We start from the raw sequence: 25,299 nt of genomic DNA on the forward strand, positions 1-25,299 counted from the left end.
TCCTGAATGTTATCTGGGAATGTTGCCTAGAACAGCTCGACCTTCTGGATGTAGAGCTGGTTGTTCGGCAGGCTGTCCATCGGCACCCAGATCATCACGTCCTGCGTGTCGACCACGGAGTTGAACTTGACCTCGGTGGTGCCGCCCTCCGCGAACGAGAACTCGGCCACCTGCTTGCCCTTGGTCGGGTCGTCGGCCGTGCCGGTGCGCACGTACGCCTTGCCGCCGGACGTGGTGATCGTGATCTTCATGCGGTACACCTTCTGCGACTTGTCGAAGTGCAGATGGTAGGCGAAGCCGCTCTGGCCGGCCGGGCTGGAGAGGAACGACTGGCTGGAGATGGTCAGCGGCGTATCGTTCTGATACTTCGGGTCCGGGACCTTCTTCGCGTTCTTGTCCTTGGTCACGACGGTGGTCTTGCCCTCGGTCGAGGTCGAGGACGACTTGTCCGACGAACCGTTGCCCGAGTTCGAGCTGCTGTTCGAGCTCGAATCCGAACCGTTGGAGCTGCTCGACTGACCGTTCGTGCTGTTGCCGAACGGCACGTTGTCCACGCTGCTGTCCGACCACGGGTCGGCTTCGGACGACGAGCCGCCGCCGACGTTGCCGGTCGCCGCGTTGTTCAGGCTGCGGATCGCGAAGTAGCCGGCGCCGACCAGCACAGCCAGGCCGACGATCACCGCGATGATCTTGGTCGGCAGCCCGATCATGAGCGGCTCGTCCGCAACGTCCACGTCCTGCGCCGCGTTCGCGATCTTGTCGGGGCGCGTGACGGCGGTTTTGACCGTGATCGGCGGCATGGCCGCGGTCGCGTTCGGATCAGGCGCGGGGGACTTGACCGGCTCGATGATCTGCGTCTTCTCGAGCGCCGGATCGGCCACGGGCGGCGGGACCGCGGGCGGCGCGATGGCGGCCGGCAGGGTTTGCGTGGCCTCGACGTCGTTGACGGCGGCTTCGGCCTTGTCTTCGGCGATCTCCTCGCTCGACAGCGGCTGCACCGGTTCGAGCGGCAGCGTCGGGCGGGACACCGCGTCCGACACCGGGAACGAGTATCCGGGCACGTTCTGCACGGCGGGAGCGGCGGGCGCAGCGCCCATGCCGTCGCCGTGGCGCACGGACGACACGTTGAGCGGCACGGTAGGCATCGACGCCCCGTTGCCGTCCGTATGATTCTGCCCGTCGAACGCGGAGAACAGGTCGCCGGTCAGCGGCGTCACGTCCACCACGTCGTCGGAGGTCAGCGCGGACGCGTACTTCGGCGTATTGAGCGACAGCGGCGGCAGCGGGTTCGTGTTGACCATGCCGACCGGGATGTCGAGCAGCGCGTTCTGCGGCGTCGGCTTGACCGCGGCGAGCATCACCGATGCGGTGCCGGGGATGCTGGGCAGTGCGATGTCATGCTCCATCAGCTGGTTGAGCGGCGACCACGGCCCGAGCAGCGCGTCGATTTCGGCCAGCGACGACAGCGGCGCGTTGAACGTCTCGTTCGCCTCGTGCAGTCCGAGTCCGCGCTTGCAGATCAGCTTGAATTCGCCTGGGATGTCGTCGTTCAGGTCCTCCATGTCGAACTCGGTGTGCATGTTCGACGGCGTGCCGGTCAGCAGCGCGTACAGCAGCACCGCCAGCTGACGCACCGCGCGCTCCTCCGCGCCGTTCGCCGGCTGCGGCACCTTCTCGGACACGTCCTGCAGCATCATGCTCACCGGGATGTCCGCCAGCTGGACGCCGGCCGCGCTGATGCGCACGGTGTCGGTGCTGATGGCGTGGTCGACCACGCCGCGCGTGAGCAGCATGCGAACGATCTCGGTCGTCTCGCCCAAAATCGAACGCATCGCGGAATAGCTCAGGATCTTGCGTGCCGGGCCGCGCAGGTAATCGCTGATCGACAGGCCGGCATCCTCGCGCGTGACCACGATCGGCAGTTCGCCGGCGTGATGCAGTTGCAGCACCTGCGTGAGTCGCTGATCGCGCATCGACGCGAGGATCGACGTGACGTCGTTGACCTGCGCGACGGCGCGACGGTCGGTGATGACGAACACCTGGCAATCCTGCGCCAGCATGCGATCGTTGGCTTTCCAAGCCTGCAGGCCGGGGGTGTTGCGCAACGGCGATACCAGCGTATAGCGGTTGATGATGGTATCTCCCAGCTGAGGCTTCATTCCGACTCCATATTGCGAAGATGATTCTGACGAGGGTTTCGGTGTCATTCTAATCGTCGGTGTGGTCGAGGCCATCGGCTGCGCGGATGATTGTGCGGCCGCCGAATCGCGCCCCTGTGCCGGCGGCGCGGGAGGCAGTGTTCCCATGTCATTTCGACCGATGCTCGGTGTCATCATGTCATTTCGACCGGAACGTAGCGGAGTGGAGAAATCTTTTGATGCCGATTCGTCTGGGGAAGATTTCTCGACTTCGCTCGAAATGACGGAAGAATCAGCGCCGGCCGGGCGAATCCGCGCCATCACCATATCGACCGCCATCATCAGCTCGCGCGACCGCAGCAGCCACAGCACGCCAACGTATGCAACCGTGATCACGATCGTCAGCAGCACGCACGCGCCCACCGCCTGCAGCCAGTTCATGCTCATGGCCTCGGCTTGCGCGGCCACATGCCCGCGGTTGGCCGCGATCGCGTCGCGCGAACCGGCCTCGGCCGCGTCGGCGGAAGTCCAGATGCCCAGCAGCGCATACACCGGCCCGCGCGCCAGCAGGCCGAGCACCGACGCGACCGCCGCGGCCACGATCGACTTGGCGTACGCGGTCGAGATGTTCCGGCCATCCAGATGACCGCCAAACCGCGCGCGCAGCGACGGGATCAGGAACGGGAACGCGAGCATGTGGCCGACCGCGGAGCCGGCGCCCACGTACATCACCCACGTCGTCGGCGAGGCGATCAGCGATGCGCCGAACACGAACGCGATGAAGAACACGTTGAACAGCAGCATGAACAGGAACGGATGTTTGCCGTCCTCGAACGAATAGAACGTGCGCTGGATGATGAGATACGCGCTGGAGATCGGCAGTCCGACGCCGAGCAGCATCAGCGGCGCGGCGATCAGCGTCGCCTCATGCATGCTGACGGACGGCAGCAGCGCGATGATGATCGGCACCGGCATCACGATGAACGCGACGGTGAAGAACAGCATGAGCACGCCGATGCTGCGCAACGCCTGACTGAGCGTGGCGCGCGCGTCCGGGATGTTGTTGTCCGCGATTGCGCGGGAGATGCGCGGGAACAGCGCGGTCGCGACCGATACGGCGATGAGCGAGTACGGCAGCATGTACAGCGTGAACGCGTTCTGGTAGGTCGCGTTGCCGGCGACCTCGACCATGTCCAGACCGAGGCGCGCGTGCGCGGCGCCCGGTGCGGATGTGGTGATGCGCGTGGTGAGCAGGTTCACGACCTGGTCGACCACGACGATCGCGACGCTCCAGCCGGCCACCGAGCCCATCGAGCGCAGCCCGATGCCGTGGATGCCCCAGCGCGGGCGGTAGCGGATGCCGCAGCGCGTCAGCGGCAGGAACAGGATCAGCGCCTGGAACGCGACGCCGATCGTCCACGTGCCGGCCGTGAGCAGCAGCTTGTCGCCGGTCCAGAACTCCAGCGGCTGCTGGGTGGCGCGGCCGAACATCAGAATGAACGCGGTGAAGCCCGCGCAGCTGATCACGTTCGCACCCACCGAACTCCACGCGTACGCGCCGAAGTGGTCCTTCGCCGCGAGCACCTGGCCAAGCACCGTGTACAGGCCATAGAAGAAGATCTGCGGCATGCACCACAAGGTGAACGCGTTGGTCAACGCCAGCATCTCCGGGGTGCCGTCGACGTACAGCATGGTCAGCAGCGGCGTGGCCGCGGCCATCACCACCGTCATGAGCGCGAGCAGCGAGATTGCCAACGTAATCAGCTTATTCAGCCGCTCCTCGGCGTCCTCCTGCTGCAGCGTGCGCACGATCTGCGGCACGAGCACCGCGTTGAAGATGCCGCCGGAAATCAGCGCGAACACGGCCTGCGGAATCATCGCGCCGGCCTGATAGGCGTTCGCCGCGATGCCGGTCGTGCCGAGCGCGGCCGCCAGCAGAATCGTGCGAACCTGACCGGTCACGCGGGAGGCCGCCGTACCAGCGGCCATGATCAACGAGTTGCGGCCAAGTGATGAACTCATTCGTCGGGGTCCTTCTTGCGGTTGAACTGACGCCACAGGCCGAGCACGCCGAGCACGCCGAGCACGATGGCGAATCCGATGATCACGAAGCCGCTCATGTCGCTGATGCGCAGCACGCTCGTGATTCTGGTGGTCTGCGCGGCGCCGAACGGGTGCCCGTCGCGGTCCTGCAGCGTGATGCTCGCCGTGGCCTTGCCGGACGTGGCCACGCGGATCGTGAACGTGATCTGCGCCTCGCCATGCGGCGGCACGTCGGTTTCGGCGATGCGCGACGTGACGATTTCCGGCGAATCGGTGAGCGACGAGACGCGCACGTGCACCGGATACGGATGCTGGTTGCTGATGGTGACCGGCATCTTCGCGCTTTCGCTGACCACCGTCACCGATTCGGACGGTGCGATCGAGACGCCGCTGAGCAGCTGCGTGACCAGGCTGACCGCGCCGTTGGCCATGTTCTCGGCCGTTTTCGCGTGGCCTGACAACGCATGCAATGCGAACGTTGCCTGTGCGCGCAGCAGTTCGTTCGCCCACGACTTCGCACCGTTCGCGCTCGTGTCGAGCACGCCGGTCGTGAACTGCGTGACGCTGTTGCGGCTGGCCGTCAGCGAGGTCAGAGACTGCTGGATGCGCTGCGCCTGCGCGGTCGTCAGATTGACGCTGTCTTGCACGATCTGCAGCGCATCGTCGCCGCTCGCGTACGCGTCGGCCTGGCTGAGCGCGTTGAGATCGGTCAGCTTGAGCCACGTCGACTGTTCGGCGGCGCTCATGAACGCGTCGATCGTGGCCGTGTCGGCGTTCGTGCCGAAGCAGACGAGCAGGTTGCGGGTCGTGTACGGCTGTTCCATCTGGTAGAACGCGCTCTGCGCGACGAACCGCGCGAGCCGGCCGGCCATGCTCGTCTCGCTTTCCGCGGCGTCGCTGGTCGCCTTGCCCTGTGCGAGCCGGCTCAGCTCACGCTGTTGCGTGAGCACGGTCACGTCGCCGGCGTCGGTCGGCACGACGATCTTGCCGGTGTGCACGGTCGAATCGTCGCTGTTGTCGAATTCGTGATCGGCGATCACGGTCGAATAGCCCTGCTGTTTCGCGGCGGTCAGCGAGGCGCGCGACCATGCGGCCTTGCCCTGCCACGCGTATACGGCGCTGTTCGCGGACTGGTCGCCCACGGCCGTGCGGTAGTCGGCCAGCGCCGAGTCCGCGCTCCACGCGCTCGTCTCGACGCCGGCCGCACGGTACGCGTCGGCGTCGCCGTACGCGCTGTACGAGGAGATGTCGAAGCTGGCCGGCTGCATGATGCCGCTCACTTGCGGCGGCATGGACATCGCGGCGAGCGTGGTCGGGTCGGCGATGACCTGCAGCGACGAATGTTTTGCCAGCAGTTGCAATCGTGTGCGTTCCAGCTGTGCGTCACCGCCGAGCGTGACCACGTTCGCAGTGGACGACGATCCCGACGAGCTGGTTGACGATCCGTTTGTCGTCGCGCCGGTGCCAGACTGCGACGACTGACCGTTCGACTGATCGGCGTCCGCCGACTGCGATGACTGGTCGTTTGACTGCTTACCTGATTCGTCGCCGGACGTCGTCTTGTCATCGGATTTGCTCGACGTACCGCCGGATTGACCGGACGTACCGCCGTTGCCGTCGACCAACTTCGTCACGGTCGTCTCGTCGGACTCCCATGCGCTCGACGCGATCGGCAGCGCGATCGTCAGGTTCATCGCCGGCGTGCTCGCGTTGTTCAACCCGTCCGTGGAACGGGTCAGGAAGCTGTGGATGCGTGCCTGGAACGTGTCGCCGGTCACGTACGTGATCACCAGCGGCTTCGGCCCCCACGAGACGAGCGTGTCGAGCGCCTCCTGCTTCGCGCTCACCGTCACGCTCGCGCTGCCGCCGGCCGGGATTTCGGCCACGTCCGCGTTGCCGAGTTCGTCCATCGCCGGGATGTTCGCCGTGCCTTCCGCCCACTCCTGAATGTCGGTGCGCGAGAAGAACGTGAACCGCGAGTTCATGTTGAGGTACAGCTTGCCGGCCGGCAGCGTCTGGTCGGTCGGATTGCTGACGGTCGCCTTGAGTGTGTAGCCGGACGATGCGGTGACGACCGCGGTGGCCGAGTCGATCGTGATGCCGGGGGTCGTTGCGGCCGACTGATCGTCGCCTGCGTCGCCGTTCGCGTCGGTTGTCGCGTTGGCTGCCTCGTCGGTCGTCGTCGTGACGGTGCCATCCTGCCCGTCCTCGGCCATCGCGGACCGTGCGGGTGCGGCAAAGCACAAGGCCGTACTCATCAGTACGGCCAACAATGCGGTAAGGGCACGTCGTGCCGGAGCTGCGGGAAGGTTCACGTCATGCCTGCCTGTTCAGTTTCCTTGCGTAAAGCCACGCGATCTTGCGCTCATTAGGATAGCTGAGCACGCCGTCCAGGTCGTTGAAGTCGACCCAGATCGCGTCCTCGGCCTCGTGGTCCGGATCGCCGTCGACGGTCAGTTCGCCGCCGATCTGACGCAGTGCGAAATGATGCACGAGCTTATGCACACGTTGGCTGGTTCCGGTGAACCAGTAGTCGATCGTCGCGATCGAATCGACCACCTCGCCTAGGATGCCCGTCTCCTCGTGCACCTCGCGCACGGCGGTCTGCTGCGGCGTCTCGCCCTTTTCGATATGGCCCTTCGGCAGGCACCATTCCAAGTGTCCGCTGCGCGAATGGCGAGCGATGATCGCCACGCGGCCCCGCTTGTCGAATACCAGTCCGCCCGCGGAATACTCGCGCACGACCGGCAGTTCCTGCGCGTCCAGCGACGCGAACGTTGTCGGTCCGTCCGATGATCGTCGCTGCGGCATGTTCGCCGGCGACGGCCGGTTCGACATGGCCGCGCTCGTCACCTCGACCAGGATCTGCGAATCGACGATCGTCGCGCCGTCCAGCGTGCCCGGCGTGTCGGATTCCTCGTGTTCGGCCGGATCGGCCGTCGTGCGTTCGACCGGTTCCTGCGCATCGTCGACCGCCACGGTCTCGTCGTCGCGCCGCGGGGCGGAGGTCGTGGAGTACATCAATTCGTCTGGCGCCAACGGGTCCAGGGCATGACGAAGCGACGCATGGTCGAGCATGCGTGCGAGGTCCGCTGGCGTAATCATGCTAACCACCTTACTCATACTTTGCGCAGGTGGGGTAACGCTATGCTGAGAAGAACAAAAGTTCCCCAACTTGCGAAAGGGTGCGCGTGAATTTCGAAGTATGGCCCGAAGCCATTGAATTGGGCCGTTTGTTCGCCGAACAGGGCTATGAGCTGGCGTTGGTCGGCGGTCCGGTACGTGATCTGCTGCTGCATCGCAAATCTCACGATCTGGATTTCTGCACGTCGGCGCGTCCCGAACAGTTCGAGCCGATCCTGCGACGTTGGGGGCATGACGGTTTTTGGGATATGGGCCGCAAGTTCGGCACGCTCGGCGCGATGCGTCGCCGTCCGGACGGCACCGAAGTGCAGGTCGAGGTCACCACGTACCGGTCCGATGTCTACGATCCGGAATCGCGCAAGCCGGAGGTCAACTACGGCGACTCGCTGGAAGGCGACCTGTCGCGCCGCGACTTCACCGTCAACGCGATGGCGCTGCGTGTGCCGGAACTTGAGTTCGTCGATCCGTTCGGCGGTGCGAACGATCTCGCCAAGGGCGTGCTGCGCACCCCGGTCGACCCGCGCCAGTCGTTCGACGACGATCCGCTGCGCATGATGCGCGCGGTGCGGTTCGTCGCCCAGCTCGGCTTCTCGATCGAACCGGAGACCGCCGCGGCGATCACCGACATGGTCGATCGCATCGAGATCGTCTCGGCCGAACGCGTGCGCGACGAACTCGTCAAGATGCTGCTGTCCGACCGGCCGCGCGCCGGCATCGAAGCGCTGGTCGAATCCGGTCTTGCGGGCATCGTCTTCCCGGAGATTCCCGCGCTGCAGCTGGAAATCGACGAACATCATCGTCACAAGGACGTTTTCGAACACACGATGATCGTGCTCGACCGCGCGGTCGCGCTGGAAACCGGCGACGACGGCCCGGTGCCGCGGCCCGATCTCACGCTGCGTCTCGCCGCGCTCATGCACGACATCGGCAAGCCGAAGACGCGCAAGTTCGAGCCGGGCGGCAAGGTCAGCTTCCACCATCACGACGCGGTCGGCGCGAAGATGACGCGCAAGCGGCTGCGCGCGCTGCACTTCGACCACCATATCGTCGAGGACGTGAGCGAACTGGTGAACCTGCACCTGCGCTTCCACGGGTATGTGGACGAGCCGTGGACCGACTCGGCCGTGCGCCGGTACGTCAAGGACTCGGGGTCGCTGTACGAGCGGCTCAACCGCCTGACCCGCGCCGATGCGACCACGCAGAACAAGCGCAAGGCGATGGTGTTCTCGTCCGCGATGGACGAGATGGAGCAGCGCGTGCGCGAGCTCAAGGAGAAAGAGGACTTCGACGCGATCCGGCCGGACGTGGACGGCAACGAGATCATGTCGCTGCTGGGCCTCGAGCCTGGGCCGATGGTCGGCCGCGCGTACAAGCACATGCTCGAATACCGCCTCGATAACGGCCCGGTCGATCACGACGTGGCCGTGGCCGAGCTCAAGCGCTGGTACGCCGCCGAAGCGCAGCAGTGACGCGGGGTGCCTACTAGCATTTTGTCGGACCTAAACTGACGCGTCTCTATTCTCGGCCCCCTCGGCTGAGGGGGCTGTCGGCGAAGCCGACTGGGGGAGCGTCAAACCCATCACATTAAGCCCGACAAAGTACTAGCAGCAATGTCACGCAAACGGAGTGTCTGGCGTGATGTTCGGGATAGGGGAGTCGGCTTCCTATCCCCAATATCACGCATATGGCCTTCTTTGTGTGATGTTGTGGTTATTAAGGTGGGTCTGCTAGCAGAAATATCACGCAAGTGGGCCTTCTGGCGTGATGCTTCTGCTAGTAGGGTTGGCTTTCTAGCCCAAATATCACGCGAACAGGTTGTCTGGCGTGATGTTCGGGATAGGAAGGTGGCTTCCTAGCAGAAATATCACGCAAAGGGGCTTCTTAGCGTGGTATTTGGGATAGTAAGGAGAGGGTATTAGCAACAATGTCACGCAAACAGGGCGGTTTGCGTGACATTTGGGCTAGTTACAGGCTGGATGGTGATCTACCGCGTCACTGGGTGGCGGACTGGTCGGTGGAGACCGGCTCGACCGGATCGTGCTTGATCGCCTTGGGCAGGTTCGTGATCTTGTCCGCCGCCACGCAGCCCTCGAAGCTCGTGATCTCCGTGTTCGACGTCGGCACGTCCTTCTGGTCGATCAGGTCGTTGAACGTCGCGCCGAGCACCACGTCGATAAGCATATCGGTGCGGTCGTCCATGATCATCACCGCATCGTTGAAATTCGCCTTGACCGTGTACGCCTCGGGAATCGCGTTCTTGCCGAAGTAGATCGTCGTGCGCTCGACCGACGTGTTGTAGATCGCCTCGCCCTTCTTGTTCGTGCCGATCTGCCAGTTGTCGGTCTGCACGTTCGGGAAGTTGCGGTTCGTGCCCAGTTCCTCGGCCACCGCGCGCGCGAAACCGGCGAACTGCGTGCCGTTGATGACGCGCACGCTGATCTTGTTGTTGTCCACGTACTTCGCCGGATTGCCGTCCGAACCCTTCGGCACGCACGGCACCGTCACGCCGTAGTTCGGCTTCGACGCCGCCGTCTTGATGCTGCCGAGGCCGAACACATGGAAGTAGAACAGCAGCGAGACCACCAGAGCCACGGCCATCGCCATGACGGCCATGGTGAACACCGCGCCCTGACGCTTGCGCATGTAGACCTTGCGGGCCGCCCGCTCGTCGTAATGTTCGCTCATGACCTTGCCTTCCGAATCGACTGGTACAACATTAGCGGCACTTGCTGACGCGCGGAACGGCCGGCGCATCGGCCGCGATGATGCGGTCCACGCACCGCGACGACGTCCAGCTGTCGCGTACGTTTGCAGCGGTTTCATCGTCCGGTACGAATGCGATGACGGACGGTCCGGAACCGGAGACGAACGACTGGGTCGCACCCGCGGCGATGGCCTGTTCGATCGCTTCGCCGCTGCGCGGATGCAGTGAGATGGCCGCGTGCTGCAAGTGATTCGCGTCCGTCGTACCGTCGGGCTTGACTCCCGCGCCGACGAGATCGTACTGCCGGTAGACTGCCGGCGTGCTCAGCGCATCGTGATACGCGCCGATCAGCAGTGTGCCGCAGTACCCGGCCTGTCTGAGATCGTTCGCAGCCCGGCTATCGTTGTCAATCGGTTCGATCCGTTCGCCGAAACCGGTACCGTGCGCGTAGCCGCCGCTCAGGCAGAACGGCATGTCCGCACCGAGCGTCGCCGCGATCGTGCGCAGCCGTTCGATCGGCCAGTCGAGATGCCACAGTTTATTCAGACCGAGCAGCGTGCCGGCAGCGTCGGCCGAGCCGCCGCCCAGACCGGCCGCGACGGGGATGCGCTTGTCGAGCCGGATCGCCACATCGGGGGAGCGTCCGCTCGCCTCGGCCAACGCGAACAGCGCGAGCACCGCGTGATTGCGCCGCATGTCGCTCGCCGTGGACGCGAGATCGCCCAGATGGCCGCCCGCAAGATCGAGGGAGAAGCCGGCGCCCGGCTCCTTATCGGTGACGGTGATGGTGTCGTAGACGCCCACGCCGCAATAGATCGTGTCGAGCGCGTGCCGGCCGCCCCACTCGGCGCGGGGCTCGCCTACGTGCAGCGTGAGATTGGTCTTCGCCGGCACATCCACGATGACCGACGTCATGCCTGCACCTCCGCCGCGAGGCGGGCGAAATCGGCGATGGTGAGCGTTTCGCCGCGACGGGTCGGGTCGATGCCGGCGCGCTCGAACGCCTCGTTCGGCACCTCGTGCTTGAGCGCCGCGTGCAGCGTCTTGCGGCGCTGGCTGAATGCCGCGTCGATCAGATGGAACGTCGTCTCGCGGTCCGCGCCGCCGGCCAGTTCGGCCTGTTCCTGCGGCGTGTGACGGTCGAAGCGCACGAGCGCGGAATCCACGTTCGGGGCCGGCCAGAACACGTTGCGGCCGATGTTGCCCACGCGGCGCGCGGCGCCGTACCACGCCAGCTTCACGCTCGGCGTGCCATAGATCTTGTTGCCGGGCGTCGCGGCGAGACGGTCCGCGACCTCCTTCTGCACCATGACCAGGAACGAGCCGAGGTTGCTGAAGCGCTCAAGCAGCGTCAGGATGATCGGCGTGGCCACGTTGTACGGCAGGTTCGCGACCAGCGTGAACGAGGCGTCGTCATTGAAATCCGGCACGTTCTCGGGAGTGACGGTGAGCGCGTCGCGGTTGATGACGCTGAAGCGGTTCACCGCGTCCGGCATAAACTCCTCGATCGTGTGCGGCAGCCGCTCGGCCACCGGCGGATCGATCTCGATCGCGGTCATCCGCGCGCCGGTCTCGAGGATCGCCAAGGTCAGCGATCCCAAGCCCGGACCGACCTCCATCACATGCGTGTCCGCGGTCACGTCGGCCTCGCGCACGATGCGGCGCACCGTGCCCGGGTCGATTACGAAATTCTGGCCGAACTTCTTCGTCGGGCTGATGCCCGCGTCGGCCGCGATGCGACGGATGTCCGCCGCGCCCAGCAGATGGCCCTGCTGCTCCTGTTCCTCGCTCATGCGCGCTCCCTGTTCTCTGTGCTCTGTTCGTGCGTGGTGTGCTGCGACTCTTGTCGTGACCGGTATTGCGGCTGTTGCGCTGGCTGCGGCCGGGTATGCGCCCGCATCAGTACCAGCCCACTTCCTGGAAGTATTTCCATGCCTTGGCCGGCGTGCCGTATCGCTGGGCGATGTACGACAGTCCCCAGTCGATCTGGGCGGCCGCATCGTTCTTCCAATCCGAGCCGAACGCTGCCATCTTGCTGCCAGGCAGCGCCTGCGGGATGCCGTACGCGCCGCTCCACGCGTTCTCGGCGTTCCAGCGCCAGCCCGATTCGCGCGTCCACAGGTTCACAAGCGCGGTCCACTCGTCGCCGGTCCAGCCGCGCTGGGCGGCCGCGCCCGCGGCATACGTCTGCGCTTGGGCGACGGTCGGTCGCCATAGGCGGGCGGTCGAGCTGGAGCTGCCCGAGGAGTCGCTTGATGAACCGCTTGAGTCGTTGCCGGACGAGGAGCCGCCGGAATTACTCGAACCGTTTCCTGATGAATCGCCTGAATCGCTTGAGTCGCCCGATGAATTACCCGAGTTGCCGCCGGACGATGAACCGTTTGAGTTGTTGTTCGACCCGGAATTGCCGGAACTGTTGCCGGACGAGTTGCCGCCGGAATTATTCGATCCCGAGTTGCCGGAGTTGCCGTTGCCCGAGTTTCCCGAATTGCCGTTCGATCCGGAACCGTTGCCCGATGAACCGCTTGAGTTGCTGGAATTACCACCGGGTGACGAGTTGCCGGAGTCATTCGAACCGTTCGAGTTGCCGGTATTGCCCGAGCTGCTGCCGTCGTTCTTCGACGAGCTGCCGCCCGAATTGCTCGATCCGTTGCCGGAATCGTTTTTCGAATCGCCGGCATCCGTCTTGCCATCGTTCGCGGAATCCTTGTCCGACGATCCGCTGTCGTTCGCATCGCTGCCAGCGTTGTCACCGTCGCCGGACGTATCATCATTCGACTGGTCGTCCGTCTGTGATTTCTCCGGACCGACCGCGATCACCGTATCGATCGCGATCTTCGTCGTCGTTTCCGAAACCAGCGTCTCCGATTCGATCGTGCCGTCCACGTACGTCACGTTGTACGTCTGCTGCTTCTCACCGTCCTCGCCCTGCTCGCGCACCACCGTCTCGCCGGGGTCGAGCGACGGGTCGAGAATCGTCTGCGTACCGTGCGGCACTGCAACCGTTCGCGTCTCCTGGCCGTGCGTCACGCGCTGCACGCGCAGGATCGTCTTGCCGCCGCTCTTCTCGACGCTCACACGGTCTTCCTTGCCGAGCGTAATGCCCTTCGCGTCAAGGATCGACGCGGCCGGCAGCTTGCCGTTCGGTGCCACGGAACTCTTGCCGTCCGCGATGACGGTGACCGGTCCGTCCGCATTGATCACGAACCCGCCGGTGAGTTTGTTGTACACGTTGTCAATGTTCACGGTGACCTTGGCTGCGTCCGCCTCGTTCTGCTCGAAGAAGCCGAGCAGCTGCTCCGCGCTCGTCGCGGTGGTCCAGAACGGGACCTTCTGGCCGTCGATGGTGATGGTGGTCTGATACGCGCTCTGCACGGTGACGACCGAGCGGTCGGTGAGCTTGTCGCCGCCCGCGCTCGACTCCACCAGATCGTGCGTCTTGACCTTGATGCCCTGCGATTCGAGCAGTCGCTGGGCGCTCATTGCATACGTGGTCACCGTGGTCGTCTCGCCGTTGACCGTGATCGCGACGGTTTTGCGGGCCGTGAACAGGAACATGCCGACCGACACCGCGGTTACGATGGCGGCGCACGCGGCGACGCGAATGCGACGCAGCATCACCAACCGTTGCGGAGTCCAGCGTCTGGCCATCGGCATCCTCGTTTCCCTTGTACAGCACTACGTGACGCATTGTATCGGTTCCGCCCGGACGGCGGCCGCAAACCGCCCCACCATCACCCATACCCGCACATTACGGCCGGTCGGGGCATCGCGGACGGAAGTGGAAAAGAAAGAAAAAGGGGGCGGGAGAGAAGGGGAAGTTCCCGCCCCCTGTAAGGGCAGAGCCGGTTGGGGGAACGCTCTGCCCGTTCACCAGGAAGCCACAAGTTGGGGGAAGGCTCCTGGGATCACTTACACGGGGTAAGTCTGCTGCGCAGCTCATCCTGCGTATATGTTCAGTATACGCGGTTTCGCCACGCGACGAGCCTCCTGTCGGGATCGAACCGACGACCTGCCGCTTACAAGGCGGCCGCTCTGGCCATCTGAGCTAAGGAGGCGTGAGTCTGCGCATCGGCAGTAGCGTCGATGCTGCAACTCGGACCGAATGACTAGCATACCAGCACGCCCCGAATGTTCAATTCGAAACGTGTCTAGCCTTGATTTCGCGTGATGTTTTGGCGAGTGAACCCTCTCGGCTATCAAAAACATCACGCAAAAAAGCCCATTGCCGTGATGTTGTTGCGAGCAATGCCCCCTTCCTATCAAAAAGATCACGCCAGTAGACCTCTTGTGGATCTCTTGGCGTGATGTTGTGGCTAGTAAGGAGGTGTTCCTATCCGGAATATCACGCCAGTAGACCGGTTTGCGTGATCTTTTTGCGAGTATGAAGGGGTCCTATCAGAAACATCACGGAGCCGGCCTATTTTGCGTGATGTTTGGGCTAGTAAACCCTCCCTGCTATCACAAAGATCACGCAAACAAGCCTATTGCCGTGATGTTTGTGATAGGAATGGCGGATAAGTATCCCTAATGTCACGCGGATTGATGCGCGCGGCTGAGCCGTGACGGCTGGAGGGGACGGCAAGGAACGGCGGGATGCGAGCGGCGGGAGGGAGGCAAGCCGTGGAACAATTCGACAACGGCCCGTCTCCGTGAGTATGGAGACGGGCCGTTGGGTGGTTGCCGGTGCCTGTTACCGAGGAAGCCCCTGCATCACTCGCCGGTGGTGATGGAGATCGGCTTGCCGTCCGCGCCGATCGACGGCAGCGTGCCTTCGGTGCCGACCTTGCTCGAATCGATGCCGACCGACGCGAAGAATCCGTCGGTGATCGACATGTTGGCCGTGGTCAGATCGCTCAGGTTCCAGCGGGTGCCGTTGATCGTGATCGTCGGCGTGGAGAACTGGCCCGCCAGCGAACCGGTCGTGTTCAGCAGCTCGCTGCGCTTCGGCGTGTACGTGTTGATCGCATCGAGCCAATCCTGGTAGTCGCGGCCGTACGCCTTGTCGGCCACGGACTGCGCAACCCCGGCCTTGACGGCCTGTTCCTTGAGCTGGTCGTCGCTGACGGACTTGTAGTTGCTGCCTTCCTCCGGCTGGAAGTCCTCGGCGTACAGGTTCTTGACGTACTCGAGCAGGTGGTTCGGGTCGTCGTCGTGATCGGCGATGTACAGCGCGGAGCCGGCGGCGCGGCTCGAGTATTCGTCGGTCGAATAGCGGTCCATGAACGACAGGAAGTGCAGTTCGAGGTTGAGCTGGCCCGCGTTGACCATCTTGATCAGCGTCGGGTCAAGCTGACGGTTGACGGAGCCGCAGCCCGGGCACATGAAGTCCATGTAGATGCCGATGGTCGGCGCGCCGTCCACGGACTTGCCGTAGCCGTCCTTGGAGATCAGGATGCCGCCCTTCTTGTCGGCGCGCTCCGGTTTGGTCGCCACGTTCTGCACCGCGGAATACGCGTCGCCGACCGACATGTTCGCCTTCGCGTTCTCCTCGGCGGTCTGGCTGACCGACCGCCAGATCGCGATGCCGCCGACGATGACCAGCGCCGCGATGACGATGACCGCGATGACGCCGATGATCGTCTGCTGCTTGCGTTCCTTCGCGGCCTTTTCAGCCGCCGCCTGTGCGGCCGCCTCTTCCGCGGCCCTGCGCTCGGCGCGGGTCTGCTGCTTCGCCGCGCGCTTATCGTTCTTTGCCATGAAATACAGTCCTTTCGCCCTGTAACCTCGCTCATAATAACCGATACATGCGGCGAGACTGCCGGTTTTCTCCCTGCTCGACGCTCTCGGCGGAACGGTTTCACATACTGTTCATTCGGCGGGGCGGCTACGTGGTCAGAACAGGGACGTCGGGATGCCGTTGACGAGCGGCCACCAGTCGATCGGGCTACCGAACAGCAGCGGCAGCGTCGTGGCGAATGTGAGGACGACCCAGATCGCGATCAGCAGCGTGCCGCGACGGTTGGTCGGTTGGTCGGCTGACACGTCGATTCCGGCGGGCGTCGGATCGGCGAGGGACAGTCCGCGCAGTGCGCCGCCGCCGATCCGCAGCATCGCGCTGTGCGGCGCGAACGACGAGAGTATCCAGCCAATCGCCGCGCCCGCGCCCAACGTCAGTCCGGACGGCGACACGCACGTGTCGTCGAGCAGGGGGATGGTCAGCAGCCAGTTGGCGATGTGATAGTCGACGTGCATGACCGGCAGGCTCAATGCAAAGGTTGCCGCGACTGCCAGCGCTGTCATGATGGCGATGATCGCCAACGTATGCGGCACGCTTGCAGCCAGTGCCTTGAGCAGATGCCACGGCAGACTGGCCGTGCGTTTGACGCCATCGAAGCGCTGGCGCTCGCCGCCGTGGCGGGATTCGCGTTCGAGCTGCGATTCGGTCGAATAGCCGATTGTCAGCAGCAGCCACAGGATGCCGCCGGCCGCGCAGACAGCGACGCCCGGCATGCTGGCGGCCAGTGCGGCCAGCGGGATTGCGAGCAACCACAGCGGGAGGAGACCGCGCGTGAAGTAGCTGGAGCGTTTGGCGTCCGGGGGGATGGGCATCTGTTGCGGGAATGGCTGGGCTTGGGGCAGCACCGGTTGGGGCGGGGTCGGCTGGGTGGCCGCTACCTCCTGGAGGAACGGCGGGATGGAGCCGGGGGTGGGTTCGACGGCCGCCGGCAGCGGCGGGATGGGGCTGGCCTGCGTGGGGTCGAGCGGTGGGACGGCTTGCGTGGGAAGGGCTGCGGTGGTGCCGGCCAGAACGGCGGTCGGGGCGTCGGTCGTGTGGGGGAGCACCGTGGTTTCGGACGGTGTTTCACGTGGAACGACCGTGGTGGGAGCAGGGATGTTGTGCGGAATCACCGTGGTCGCCGCGGCGGAAAGGTTCGGGAGTACGGCGGTGGCGGATGTCGGCTCAGTGGGCATGACGGTGGTCGCTTGCGCCCCCTCAGTCTGCTGCGCAGACAGCTCCCCTTTCAGGGGGAGCAAAGAGGAGGAGGTGGGCGCAGAAGAATCTGACCGCTGCTCACGGGAAGAAGTCAATGGGGATGCGTATGCCGAGGCACTGCTTGGTCTACGGGGTGGTTGGATTGCCGGGGAAGCGTACGCGGGGGTGCCACCTTCGGGCGTGAATCGAGGGGAAGTGTAGGAGGTTGCCTCCCGTGCAGAGGAAGAAGGCTCAAATGCAATAGCGTCGGCCCCGTCCGGGGACGAAGTCGGCGCATCATGGATCAACGGAGAAGGCTCATCGCGCCAGAGCAGTCGCGGATTGTCCGCGACCGCGTCGTCAAAAGGGCGCACCACCTCGGTCGAGTCGCTCTCGCCGTTTTGGGTCGTCGCGCCCATCGCCGCTTCCTGATCGGCGGCATCCTGCCAGGCCTGCGGGTTCAGCGCATCCATCGAAATCGCGTGCAGCAACTCATCCGGCGTGCACCGGCGAGAACGGTCCGGGTTCAACGCGGAGCGGAACGCGGCCATCGTTCCGGCCGGCAAGCCCGTCAAGTTCGCATTGCCCGCGGCCGCGCGCTCAAGCACGGCCATCATCGGCTTGGTGCCGAACACCGGCGCCCCGGTCGCGGCGAACGCCAGCACCGACGCGGTCGACCACCAGTCGGTCATCGCATCGGACTCCGCGCCGTCGATGATCTCCGGCGCGATGAAGCCCGGCGTGCCCATCACCAGTCCGGTACGGGTCACATGGCTTTCGCCGCCGGTCATCGCGATGCCGAAATCGACCAGCACCGGACCGGACGCCGACACCATCACGTTGGTCGGCTTGATATCGCGGTGCACGATCCCCGCATCATGCACCGCCTTCACGGCCGCGATCAGCTTGCGTGCAAGCCGCTCCAGATCGTCGCCCGAATACCGTCCGTTGATGCGCACATCCTCGCGCAGGTTCTTGCCTTCGATCAGTTCGGTCACGATGAACGCGACCGAATCATCCAGTTCCATATCGACGATCCCGCACACGCCGGGGTGGTTGACCTTCTTCAACGCCATTGCCTCGCGACGCAAACGTTCGCGTGCGGTCACCCGTTCGCGAACGCTGTCATCGCTCGCATCATCGGCATCGTCGGCAAGCGAGTCACGCAGTATCTTCATCGCGTACTCCTGCCCGCCGTCGTCACGCGCGCGCCAGACCGAACCCATCGCTCCCGCTCCCAAACGAGAGATCAGCGTATAGCCGCCGACAACATCCCCAGGCTGCAAATTCAACGCGCTCAAGTCACTCATGCCCACCATCCTAGCCAGACACCCGCTCGACCGTCAGTGCGTGCCGCGGCTCCGGCCGAATGGACACACTTCCCAAAAATTTTGAGAAGTGTCGATCGTTGGGCCGGGGTGTTTTCCGGCCTGTCGTTTCATGCGTGCACGGACCGCGACTCGCTACAATCGTCGCGCGGCGAGCAACTCGGACTGCAACGCGGCAACGGAGAGCGTGTTGATCCGAGCGGGCGGCCGTGTGAGATGCACGACAAGAACGACGGATTTGTTCGATGATTGGACGAAATGCGGAATCTTATCGTTGAGATTACGAAAATGGCGGAAACACGCCGTAACATACCGTTGACGGAACGAACTCGGCGTGTATAGTAGAGCTTGGCTCAGCGAAGAGATCTTCAACGAACCGAAGATAACTGAACGCCGCGGTTTGGGACTTGGCCAATGTGGGAAGTCGCGGACCAAAGCACAGTAACAAACCCAACATCCCTTTACAACGGATCGTGAGACACGTACCTGTCTCTGAAAGGATAAACATCATGGCAGAAGTCGTTTTCGACCATGTTACTCGTATCTACCCGGGCAACGACAAGCCCTCCGTGGATGATCTGAATCTGGATATCAAGGACGGCGAGTTCCTGGTGCTGGTTGGCCCGTCTGGTTGCGGTAAGTCGACCACCCTTCGTATGCTCGCTGGCCTGGAAGAGGTCAATAAGGGCCGCATCCTCATCGGTGGCAAGGACGTCACCACGATGCAGCCGAAGGACCGCGACATCGCTATGGTGTTCCAGAACTACGCTCTGTACCCGCACATGACCGTGGCCGACAACATGGGCTTCGCCCTGAAGATCGCCGGCACTCCGAAGGACGAGATCCGCAAGCGCGTCGAGAAGGCCGCCGAGATCCTCGACCTGACCGAGTACCTCGACCGCAAGCCGAAGGCTCTGTCTGGTGGTCAGCGTCAGCGTGTTGCTATGGGCCGTGCAATCGTCCGTGAGCCGAAGGTCTTCCTCATGGATGAGCCGCTGTCCAACCTCGACGCGAAGCTCCGTGTCCAGACCCGTACTCAGATCGCCGCTCTGCAGCGTCAGCTGGGTGTCACCACCCTGTACGTGACCCACGATCAGACCGAGGCTCTGACGATGGGCGACCGCATCGCCGTCATCAAGCTCGGCATCCTGCAGCAGGTCGGCGCTCCGACCGAGCTGTACGATCGCCCGGCCAATGTCTTCGTCGCCGGCTTCATCGGCTCCCCGTCGATGAACCTGAACACCCACCCGGTGGTCAACGGCAAGGCGAAGATCGGTGAGGACACCGTCGATCTGCCGGCCGAGGCCGTCAACAAGCTGACCGCTGAGGACGGCGGCAAGATCGTCGTCGGCTTCCGTCCGGAGGACGCCTCCCTGGCTACCCCGGATGACCCGAACGCCTTCTCCCTGAAGGTTGTCAACGTCGAGGACCTTGGTTCTGACGGCTACATCTACGGCAACATCATCACCGATGGTTCCGCCGCGGAGGCCTCTCAGGTCATGTCCGACCAGAACAAGCTCACCACGATTCGTGTGAACCCGCGTGCGCTGCCGAAGGTCGGCGAGACCGTCAAGATCAAGATCGACCCGTCCAAGATGCACCTGTTCGCTCCGTCGACCGAGCTGCGTCTGAACTAGTAGATACTTGGCACGGAGAGATAACCGTGTCAACCATTAAACGAGGCATTCTCTTCCTCTCTTAGGCCTCGTTGGAAAGGCCCCGCGTAGTAGCGGGGCCTTTCTTGTACCTAGGCCGCCCGCAAGCCGTTCCGCCTGTACAAGTACGATGGAGTGCTATGGAAGTTAACGATTTGACCCAACTGGACCCGCGCGCCCTCAAGGCCACATCCGTCAAAGCCGAGGATGCGTCCGCCGAAACTCCCGAGCCGCAGGCGCTGAAGATCACCGCCGCCAGCTCGAACCCGAAGATGTTCACCCTGCCGTGGGAAAAGCCGCTCGCCACTTGGCCGGCCGAGCTGCTCGCCAACCTGCCGCGAGGCATCTCCCGTCACGTTGTGCGTTTCGTGCACGTGGGCGACGAGGTGTATGCGATGAAGGAGATCACCCGTCAGGTCGCCGAGCGCGAGTACGAGCTGCTGCGCCGACTGCAGAAGCTCGACCTGCCCACCGTCCAGCCGATCGCCGTGGTCACCGGCCGTCATACGCACGACGGCGAGCCGCTCGAGGCGATCCTCGTCACCAAGCATCTCAAGTTCTCGCTGCCGTACCGTGCGCTGTTCGCCCGCAACCTGCGTCCGGACACCGCCGAGCGGCTCATCGACGCGCTGGCCGTGCTCATGGTCCGCCTGCACCTCGCCGGCTTCTACTGGGGCGACGTCTCGCTGTCGAACGTCCTGTTCCTGCGCGACGCCGACGCGTTCTCCGCGTTCCTGGTCGACGCCGAAACCGGTGACCTGCACGTCAACCTGACCGAAGGCCAGCGCGAGTACGATATCGACCTCGCCCGCACGAACATCATCGGCGAACTCATGGATCTCGCGTCCGGCCGACTGCTGCCGAGCGACGTCGACGAGATCGAGGTCGGCAACCGGCTTGCGGACCGCTACCACTCGCTGTGGAGCGCGCTGACGGACACCGACAAATTCAACCCGGACGAGATGTGGAAGATCGAGAAGCGCGTCAACAAGCTCAACGAGCTCGGCTTCGACGTGGACGAGCTGGAGATGAAGACCGCGGAGGACGGCAAGCGCGTGCTCGTGCGGCCGCGCGTGGTCGATGCCGGCTACGCGTCGCGCAAGCTGCTGCGTCTGACCGGCCTCGACGTGCAGGAGAACCAGGCCCGCCGACTGCTCAACGATCTGGACGCGTACCGCGCGTCGACGTGGCGTGAAGGCGAGGAGCTGGAGATCGTCGCGACGGATTGGATGCGTGAGGTGTACGAGCCGACCGTGCGCATGATCCCGCGCGAGTACCGTTCGCAGATCGAGCCGGCGCAGTTCTTCCACGAGGTGCTCGACCACCGCTGGTTCCTTGCGGAGAAGGCCGGCCATGACGTGCCGATGGCCGAGGCCGTGAAGAGCTACATCGAGAACGTGCTGCCGCAGTACAAGCTCGACAAGAAGGACGTGGACGCGTTGAACGCCGAGGCCGATTCCGGTGTGGTGGACGACGAGTACACGTACAACGAGGCCGGTTCGTCGGCGTATGACGACGACGGCTACAACCCGGACGACGACCCGGACGCGGCGGTATGGAGCCACTAGGCAGCGAGGCCCGTTATTGCGGAACCACTGACCTCCATCCTCGGCCCCCTCAGATGAGGGGGCTGTCAGCGCAGCTGACTGGGGGAGTGAATACCCCGCCACGTCCAACGAAACGTTAGCGCAGCCCCGCTGGCTCTCTACTCCGGAGGCGAGCTGTACGTGTTGGTGACATAGGCTAGCTCTCTGCTCCCCTGAAGGGGGAGCTGTCAGCGCAGCTGACTGAGGGGATGAACCCCCCACCACATCCAATGCCTTGCCCCGCCTCCAACCCCCATCAAGTCCACCCACAGAACCGAGGTCGATCGTGCAGCAGCCACTAGCCATCACCCACGCGCAGTATTCGCGCGGCGGCGGTGACGCCATGCCCGGCCGTCCGATGTTCCTGTGCCTGCACGGCTGGGGCTCGAACGAGGAGGACCTCGCCGACATCATGCGCTACATCGCGCCGTACAACGACTACGTGTCGCTGCGCGCGCCGATCACGCTGCAGGAACCACAGCCCGACGGTCATGTGCCCGGAGCCTACTCGTGGTTCCCGGGCCAGACCGCCGCGTCCGCACCGCCGTCCGGCGACGATCTCGACCGTGCCGCCTACGCCGCCGCGATCGCGATCGATCGCTGGGTCGACGAGCACATCCCGATCGAACGCGACATCGTGCCGATCGGCTTCTCGCAAGGCGGTCTGCTGGCCATCCATCTGCTGCGCATCCATCCCGAACGCTACCGCGCGGCCGTCTCGCTGTCCGGCCCGATCGCTCCCGGTAACGCTCCCGGCACCGCGCCGGCCGACGACCGGCTCGCGGATTTCGATACGCCGGTGTTCTACGTGTACGGCAAAAACGATGCGGTGATCCCCAAGTACGAACTGTTCGCGGCCGCCGCATGGCTCGAGGAGCACACGTGGCTGACCACGAAAAGCTACCGTGCGCTCGGCCACGAGGTCAGTCTCGAGGAGTTCGCGGACCTGCGCCAGTGGCTGCTGCTCAACGGCATCTCCTCCGGCGTGCTGTGATTGCCAGTTGCTGTGCTCCCCCTGAAGGGGGAGCTGTCAGCGCAGCTGACTGAGGGGGTGACATGCTCGGCACCCCGCTAGATGCTCGAATCAGCATCCACGCTCATCACGTACACGTTGCGCCGCAACGCCTTCGCCTGCGCTCGCGTGATGTCGCCCGCCTCGAACATGTCCTGAATCACGCCCAATTCGATGCCGTAGCTCTCGCGTTTCACGTCCTCGGCCATCGTGATCGTCTGCGCGCTGCCGCTCATGTTCGGCCGCGCGCGCAACGCGGACTCGGCGCGACGGTAGTCGAGCAGCAGCATCGTGCAGTGCTCGGTGTTGTACTTGTCGCGCGTCATCTCCTCGTACAGCCGGTCGATCACATGGTCGAACGCGTCGAGCTGCACCATGCGCGAGTGCGCGAACACCGCATCGTCGCTGATCAGCGGCGTCGTGTGGCGGATGCGGCTCGACGTGCGCCGGATCAACGTGAGCACACGCCGCTGCAACGCGCGCGCACGACCCTTGATCTGCCACATCGCGCGGCCCGACTTGCGATCGGTGTCGATATGCCGCAGCGAATTCATGATCTGATCCAGCAATCGTTCGCAAGCCTCGATCTCCAGATCGCGGCTCGCCTGCGTGCCTTCCTTGCTGCGTTTCGTATCGATCAGCCGCTGCTTGACGTAATCCTTCTCCCAGCCGAGCGCGTCGATCTGCAGTTGCGCGTACCCCTGCGGGTCCAGCTCTCCCGCACGCTGCTTCAATCGCGTGATGCGTTTCGTATACGAATCGATCACCATCAAAATCGCGCGGCGATTGTCGTCGGTCACGCGGCCGGTCAGCTCCTCGACCGTCCGCCGCAGCACCTCGATCGTGATCTCGGTCATCTCCAGCGACGTATCCTTCGACCGGTTCGGCGCGAGCAGCGGCAGCAGGAAGTTCGCCAGCAGCAACGTCACGATGATCACGCCCGACGCGACGAAAATCAGCTCGTCACGCATCGGGAACCAGTGGCCGTTCGCCAGCGCGTACGGGATCGTGAACATCAGCGACAGCGTGATCGTGCCCTTCGCGCCGCCGAACGTCATCACCGCGGCCGAACGCAGTCGTTCCGGCGTCATCTTGCGCCGCTGGTGCGTGGTCACGTCGCGCGCCAGGCGCAGCATCACGCTCACCCACAGGAATCGCATTACGATCACCACGCCGGACACCAGCAGGATCACGCCGATCAGCAGCGTATTGCTCACGCCCGGGTCGTCCCAGCTCGTGCCCATCGCGTCGGGCAGCAGCATGCCGAGCAGGATGAACACCGCGCCGTTCAACGTGAACGAAAGCACGCCCCACACGCTGTTCGACACGATGTTCGTGCGCGCCACGTTCGGACCGATGCCGGTGCGGTCGAAGCGGATGAACAGGCCGGACGCGACGACCGACAGGATGCCGGACACGTGCGCCACGTCCTCCGCGGCCAAGTACAGCAGGAACGGCAGGAACAGCTCCATCAGGATGCGCGTGGTGGTCGTCTCCCAGCCGAGCGAACGGATCGTTTCAAACAGCCAGTTCGCGATCATGCCGATCGCCAGGCCGAACAGGCCGCCGCCGATGAACGACATCACGAACTCGCCGGCCGCTTCGCCGACCTCGAACTGGCCGGTGACGGCCGCCGCGATCGCGAACTGGAAGCCGACGATGCCGGATGCGTCGTTGAACAGCGATTCGCCTTTGAGCACGCCGGTCTGACGTCTGGTCAGCGCGGCCTCCTTGCCGAGCGAGCTGACGGCGACCGCGTCGGTCGGGCCGAGTGCCGCGCCGAGCGCGAGGGCCGCGGCGAACGGGATCGCGGGCCAGATCGCGTGCAGGATCACGCCGACCGCGACCATCGTTGCGATCGCCAGTCCGATCGCCAATGACAACGATAGCTTGATCGACCGCAACAGTTCCGACTTGTCGATCTCATGAGCTTCGAGGTACAGCAGGGGTGCGATGAACAGGACCATGAACAGTTCCGGGTCGAGTTCGACGTCCGGGAAAAACGGCAGTTGCGCGGCGATCGCGCCAAGCGCGATCTGCACGAGCGGGGTCGAGACCTTCGGAATGAACCTGCTGATGAACGAGGACAGCACGACCGCCGCGATGATGCACAGGATGAGTTCAAAAACCGCCACGTTCTCCTCCTTCTCCCGCGGCTGCCTTTGCCGTGTTCAGCCTACCAGCCCCGCGCTTCGCGACACGTTACGTTTCCGCTGGGCGATTGTGCGCGTGGTGCGGGGCGGTTTTGTTGGGCGCGGGCCGCCTCGACTGTCGGTTTTCGTTGGGCGCGAAAGCGGCTTGTACCGGATGCGAACCGACGCGACTGCCGTTCGGTGCGAAGATCGGACTTGGTATCGGTCTGTGGTCTGTGATTGCCGTTGCATTGAGCGCAACTATTCTCGGAAAACAGCCGCATTGTCCGGGAATAGTTGCGCTGACGGTTGCTCCGCGCAACTATTCCCGGAAATCCGCGGCTTCGTCCTGAATTAGTTGCGCTGACGGTTGCTTCTGCCGTGGTGTTTTTGCTAGTACCCGGTGCTTAGTAGCTCAAATATCACGCAAATGGTTTCTCTGGCGTGATGTTTTGGCTAGGAGTCGGTCATTGCTCGCACGAATGTCACGCATCCGGCCCTGTTCGCGTGATGATTGTGCTAGTAGCCATCTACTACTAGCACAAATATCACGCAATGTGGTGAGCGGTAGGATACTGGCAGCCGATGAGGACGGGGGAGGCCGGCGTGTGCCTTACTGGCCCGTAGACTGGGATGCATGA

General features: G+C 64.1%; 14 protein-coding genes and 1 tRNA gene. 4 read left to right on the top strand and 11 right to left on the bottom strand.

Features of this window, described 5'->3' with window-relative positions:
• Nucleotides 1-26 precede the first annotated feature (26 nt).
• The 3 genes from AC1A0G_RS03700 to AC1A0G_RS03710 are packed head-to-tail and all read right to left on the bottom strand — an operon-like array spanning nucleotide 27 to nucleotide 7,286.
• Complete coding sequence (locus AC1A0G_RS03700; RefSeq protein ID WP_476527608.1) at nucleotides 27-4,160, bottom strand: lipid II flippase MurJ; 4,134 nt, start codon at nucleotides 4,158-4,160, stop codon at nucleotides 27-29.
• On the bottom strand, nucleotides 4,157-6,439 hold the full coding sequence (locus AC1A0G_RS03705; protein WP_476527610.1) for a DUF6049 family protein: 2,283 nt from the start codon (nucleotides 6,437-6,439) through the stop codon (nucleotides 4,157-4,159). The genes AC1A0G_RS03700 and AC1A0G_RS03705 overlap by 4 nt, the downstream gene beginning before the upstream one ends.
• 58 nt (nucleotides 6,440-6,497) lie before the next feature.
• Nucleotides 6,498-7,286: an NUDIX hydrolase gene (locus AC1A0G_RS03710; RefSeq protein ID WP_476527613.1), complete on the bottom strand. Its 789-nt coding sequence runs from the start codon at nucleotides 7,284-7,286 to the stop codon at nucleotides 6,498-6,500.
• A gap of 86 nt (nucleotides 7,287-7,372) precedes the next feature.
• Between AC1A0G_RS03710 and AC1A0G_RS03715 the strand changes: the two genes are divergently transcribed.
• Nucleotides 7,373-8,794, top strand: a complete 1,422-nt coding sequence (locus AC1A0G_RS03715; RefSeq protein ID WP_476527615.1) for a CCA tRNA nucleotidyltransferase — start codon at nucleotides 7,373-7,375, stop codon at nucleotides 8,792-8,794.
• A 523-nt stretch (nucleotides 8,795-9,317) separates the two neighbouring features.
• On the opposite strand, the gene AC1A0G_RS03720 is transcribed toward AC1A0G_RS03715, so the two are convergent.
• The 7 genes from AC1A0G_RS03720 to AC1A0G_RS03750 all read right to left on the bottom strand — a co-directional run bounded on the left by AC1A0G_RS03720 (nucleotide 9,318) and on the right by AC1A0G_RS03750 (nucleotide 18,264).
• Nucleotides 9,318-10,010: a LytR C-terminal domain-containing protein gene (locus tag AC1A0G_RS03720; RefSeq protein WP_476527616.1), complete on the bottom strand. Its 693-nt coding sequence runs from the start codon at nucleotides 10,008-10,010 to the stop codon at nucleotides 9,318-9,320.
• Nucleotides 10,011-10,041: 31 nt separating this feature from the next.
• Nucleotides 10,042-10,944, bottom strand: coding sequence for a 4-(cytidine 5'-diphospho)-2-C-methyl-D-erythritol kinase (locus tag AC1A0G_RS03725; protein ID WP_476527618.1), 903 nt, complete (start codon nucleotides 10,942-10,944; stop codon nucleotides 10,042-10,044).
• Nucleotides 10,941-11,822, bottom strand: coding sequence for a 16S rRNA (adenine(1518)-N(6)/adenine(1519)-N(6))-dimethyltransferase RsmA (gene rsmA, locus AC1A0G_RS03730; RefSeq protein ID WP_476527620.1), 882 nt, complete (start codon nucleotides 11,820-11,822; stop codon nucleotides 10,941-10,943). Before rsmA ends, AC1A0G_RS03725 begins: the two co-directional genes overlap by 4 nt.
• A 106-nt stretch (nucleotides 11,823-11,928) precedes the next feature.
• On the bottom strand, nucleotides 11,929-13,680 hold the full coding sequence (locus AC1A0G_RS03735; RefSeq protein ID WP_476527648.1) for an aggregation-promoting factor C-terminal-like domain-containing protein: 1,752 nt from the start codon (nucleotides 13,678-13,680) through the stop codon (nucleotides 11,929-11,931).
• A 333-nt stretch (nucleotides 13,681-14,013) separates the two neighbouring features.
• Nucleotides 14,014-14,087 (bottom strand) — tRNA-Thr (locus AC1A0G_RS03740).
• Between the two features lie 655 nt (nucleotides 14,088-14,742).
• Nucleotides 14,743-15,729: a DsbA family protein gene (locus tag AC1A0G_RS03745; RefSeq protein ID WP_476527622.1), complete on the bottom strand. Its 987-nt coding sequence runs from the start codon at nucleotides 15,727-15,729 to the stop codon at nucleotides 14,743-14,745.
• A 135-nt stretch (nucleotides 15,730-15,864) separates the two neighbouring features.
• Nucleotides 15,865-18,264: a serine/threonine-protein kinase gene (locus AC1A0G_RS03750; RefSeq protein WP_476527624.1), complete on the bottom strand. Its 2,400-nt coding sequence runs from the start codon at nucleotides 18,262-18,264 to the stop codon at nucleotides 15,865-15,867.
• Between the two features lie 518 nt (nucleotides 18,265-18,782).
• On the opposite strand from AC1A0G_RS03750, the gene AC1A0G_RS03755 reads away from it, so the two are divergent.
• The 3 genes from AC1A0G_RS03755 to AC1A0G_RS03765 all read left to right on the top strand — a co-directional run bounded on the left by AC1A0G_RS03755 (nucleotide 18,783) and on the right by AC1A0G_RS03765 (nucleotide 22,508).
• Entirely contained in the window at nucleotides 18,783-19,910 is a 1,128-nt protein-coding gene (locus AC1A0G_RS03755) for an ABC transporter ATP-binding protein (RefSeq protein ID WP_214374783.1), read from the top strand.
• A gap of 158 nt (nucleotides 19,911-20,068) precedes the next feature.
• Nucleotides 20,069-21,496, top strand: coding sequence for a DUF4032 domain-containing protein (locus tag AC1A0G_RS03760; RefSeq protein WP_476527626.1), 1,428 nt, complete (start codon nucleotides 20,069-20,071; stop codon nucleotides 21,494-21,496).
• Between the two features lie 301 nt (nucleotides 21,497-21,797).
• Nucleotides 21,798-22,508, top strand: coding sequence for an alpha/beta hydrolase (locus tag AC1A0G_RS03765; RefSeq protein ID WP_476527650.1), 711 nt, complete (start codon nucleotides 21,798-21,800; stop codon nucleotides 22,506-22,508).
• 77 nt (nucleotides 22,509-22,585) lie between these two features.
• Here the strand turns inward: AC1A0G_RS03765 and AC1A0G_RS03770 are convergent, their stop codons facing one another.
• Nucleotides 22,586-24,661 carry a cation:proton antiporter gene (locus AC1A0G_RS03770; RefSeq protein ID WP_476527628.1) on the bottom strand — a complete coding sequence of 692 codons (2,076 nt, stop codon included), beginning with the start codon at nucleotides 24,659-24,661 and terminating at the stop codon, nucleotides 22,586-22,588.
• Nucleotides 24,662-25,299 lie beyond the last annotated feature (638 nt).

This window comes from Bifidobacterium sp. LH_230 (assembly GCF_056357555.1).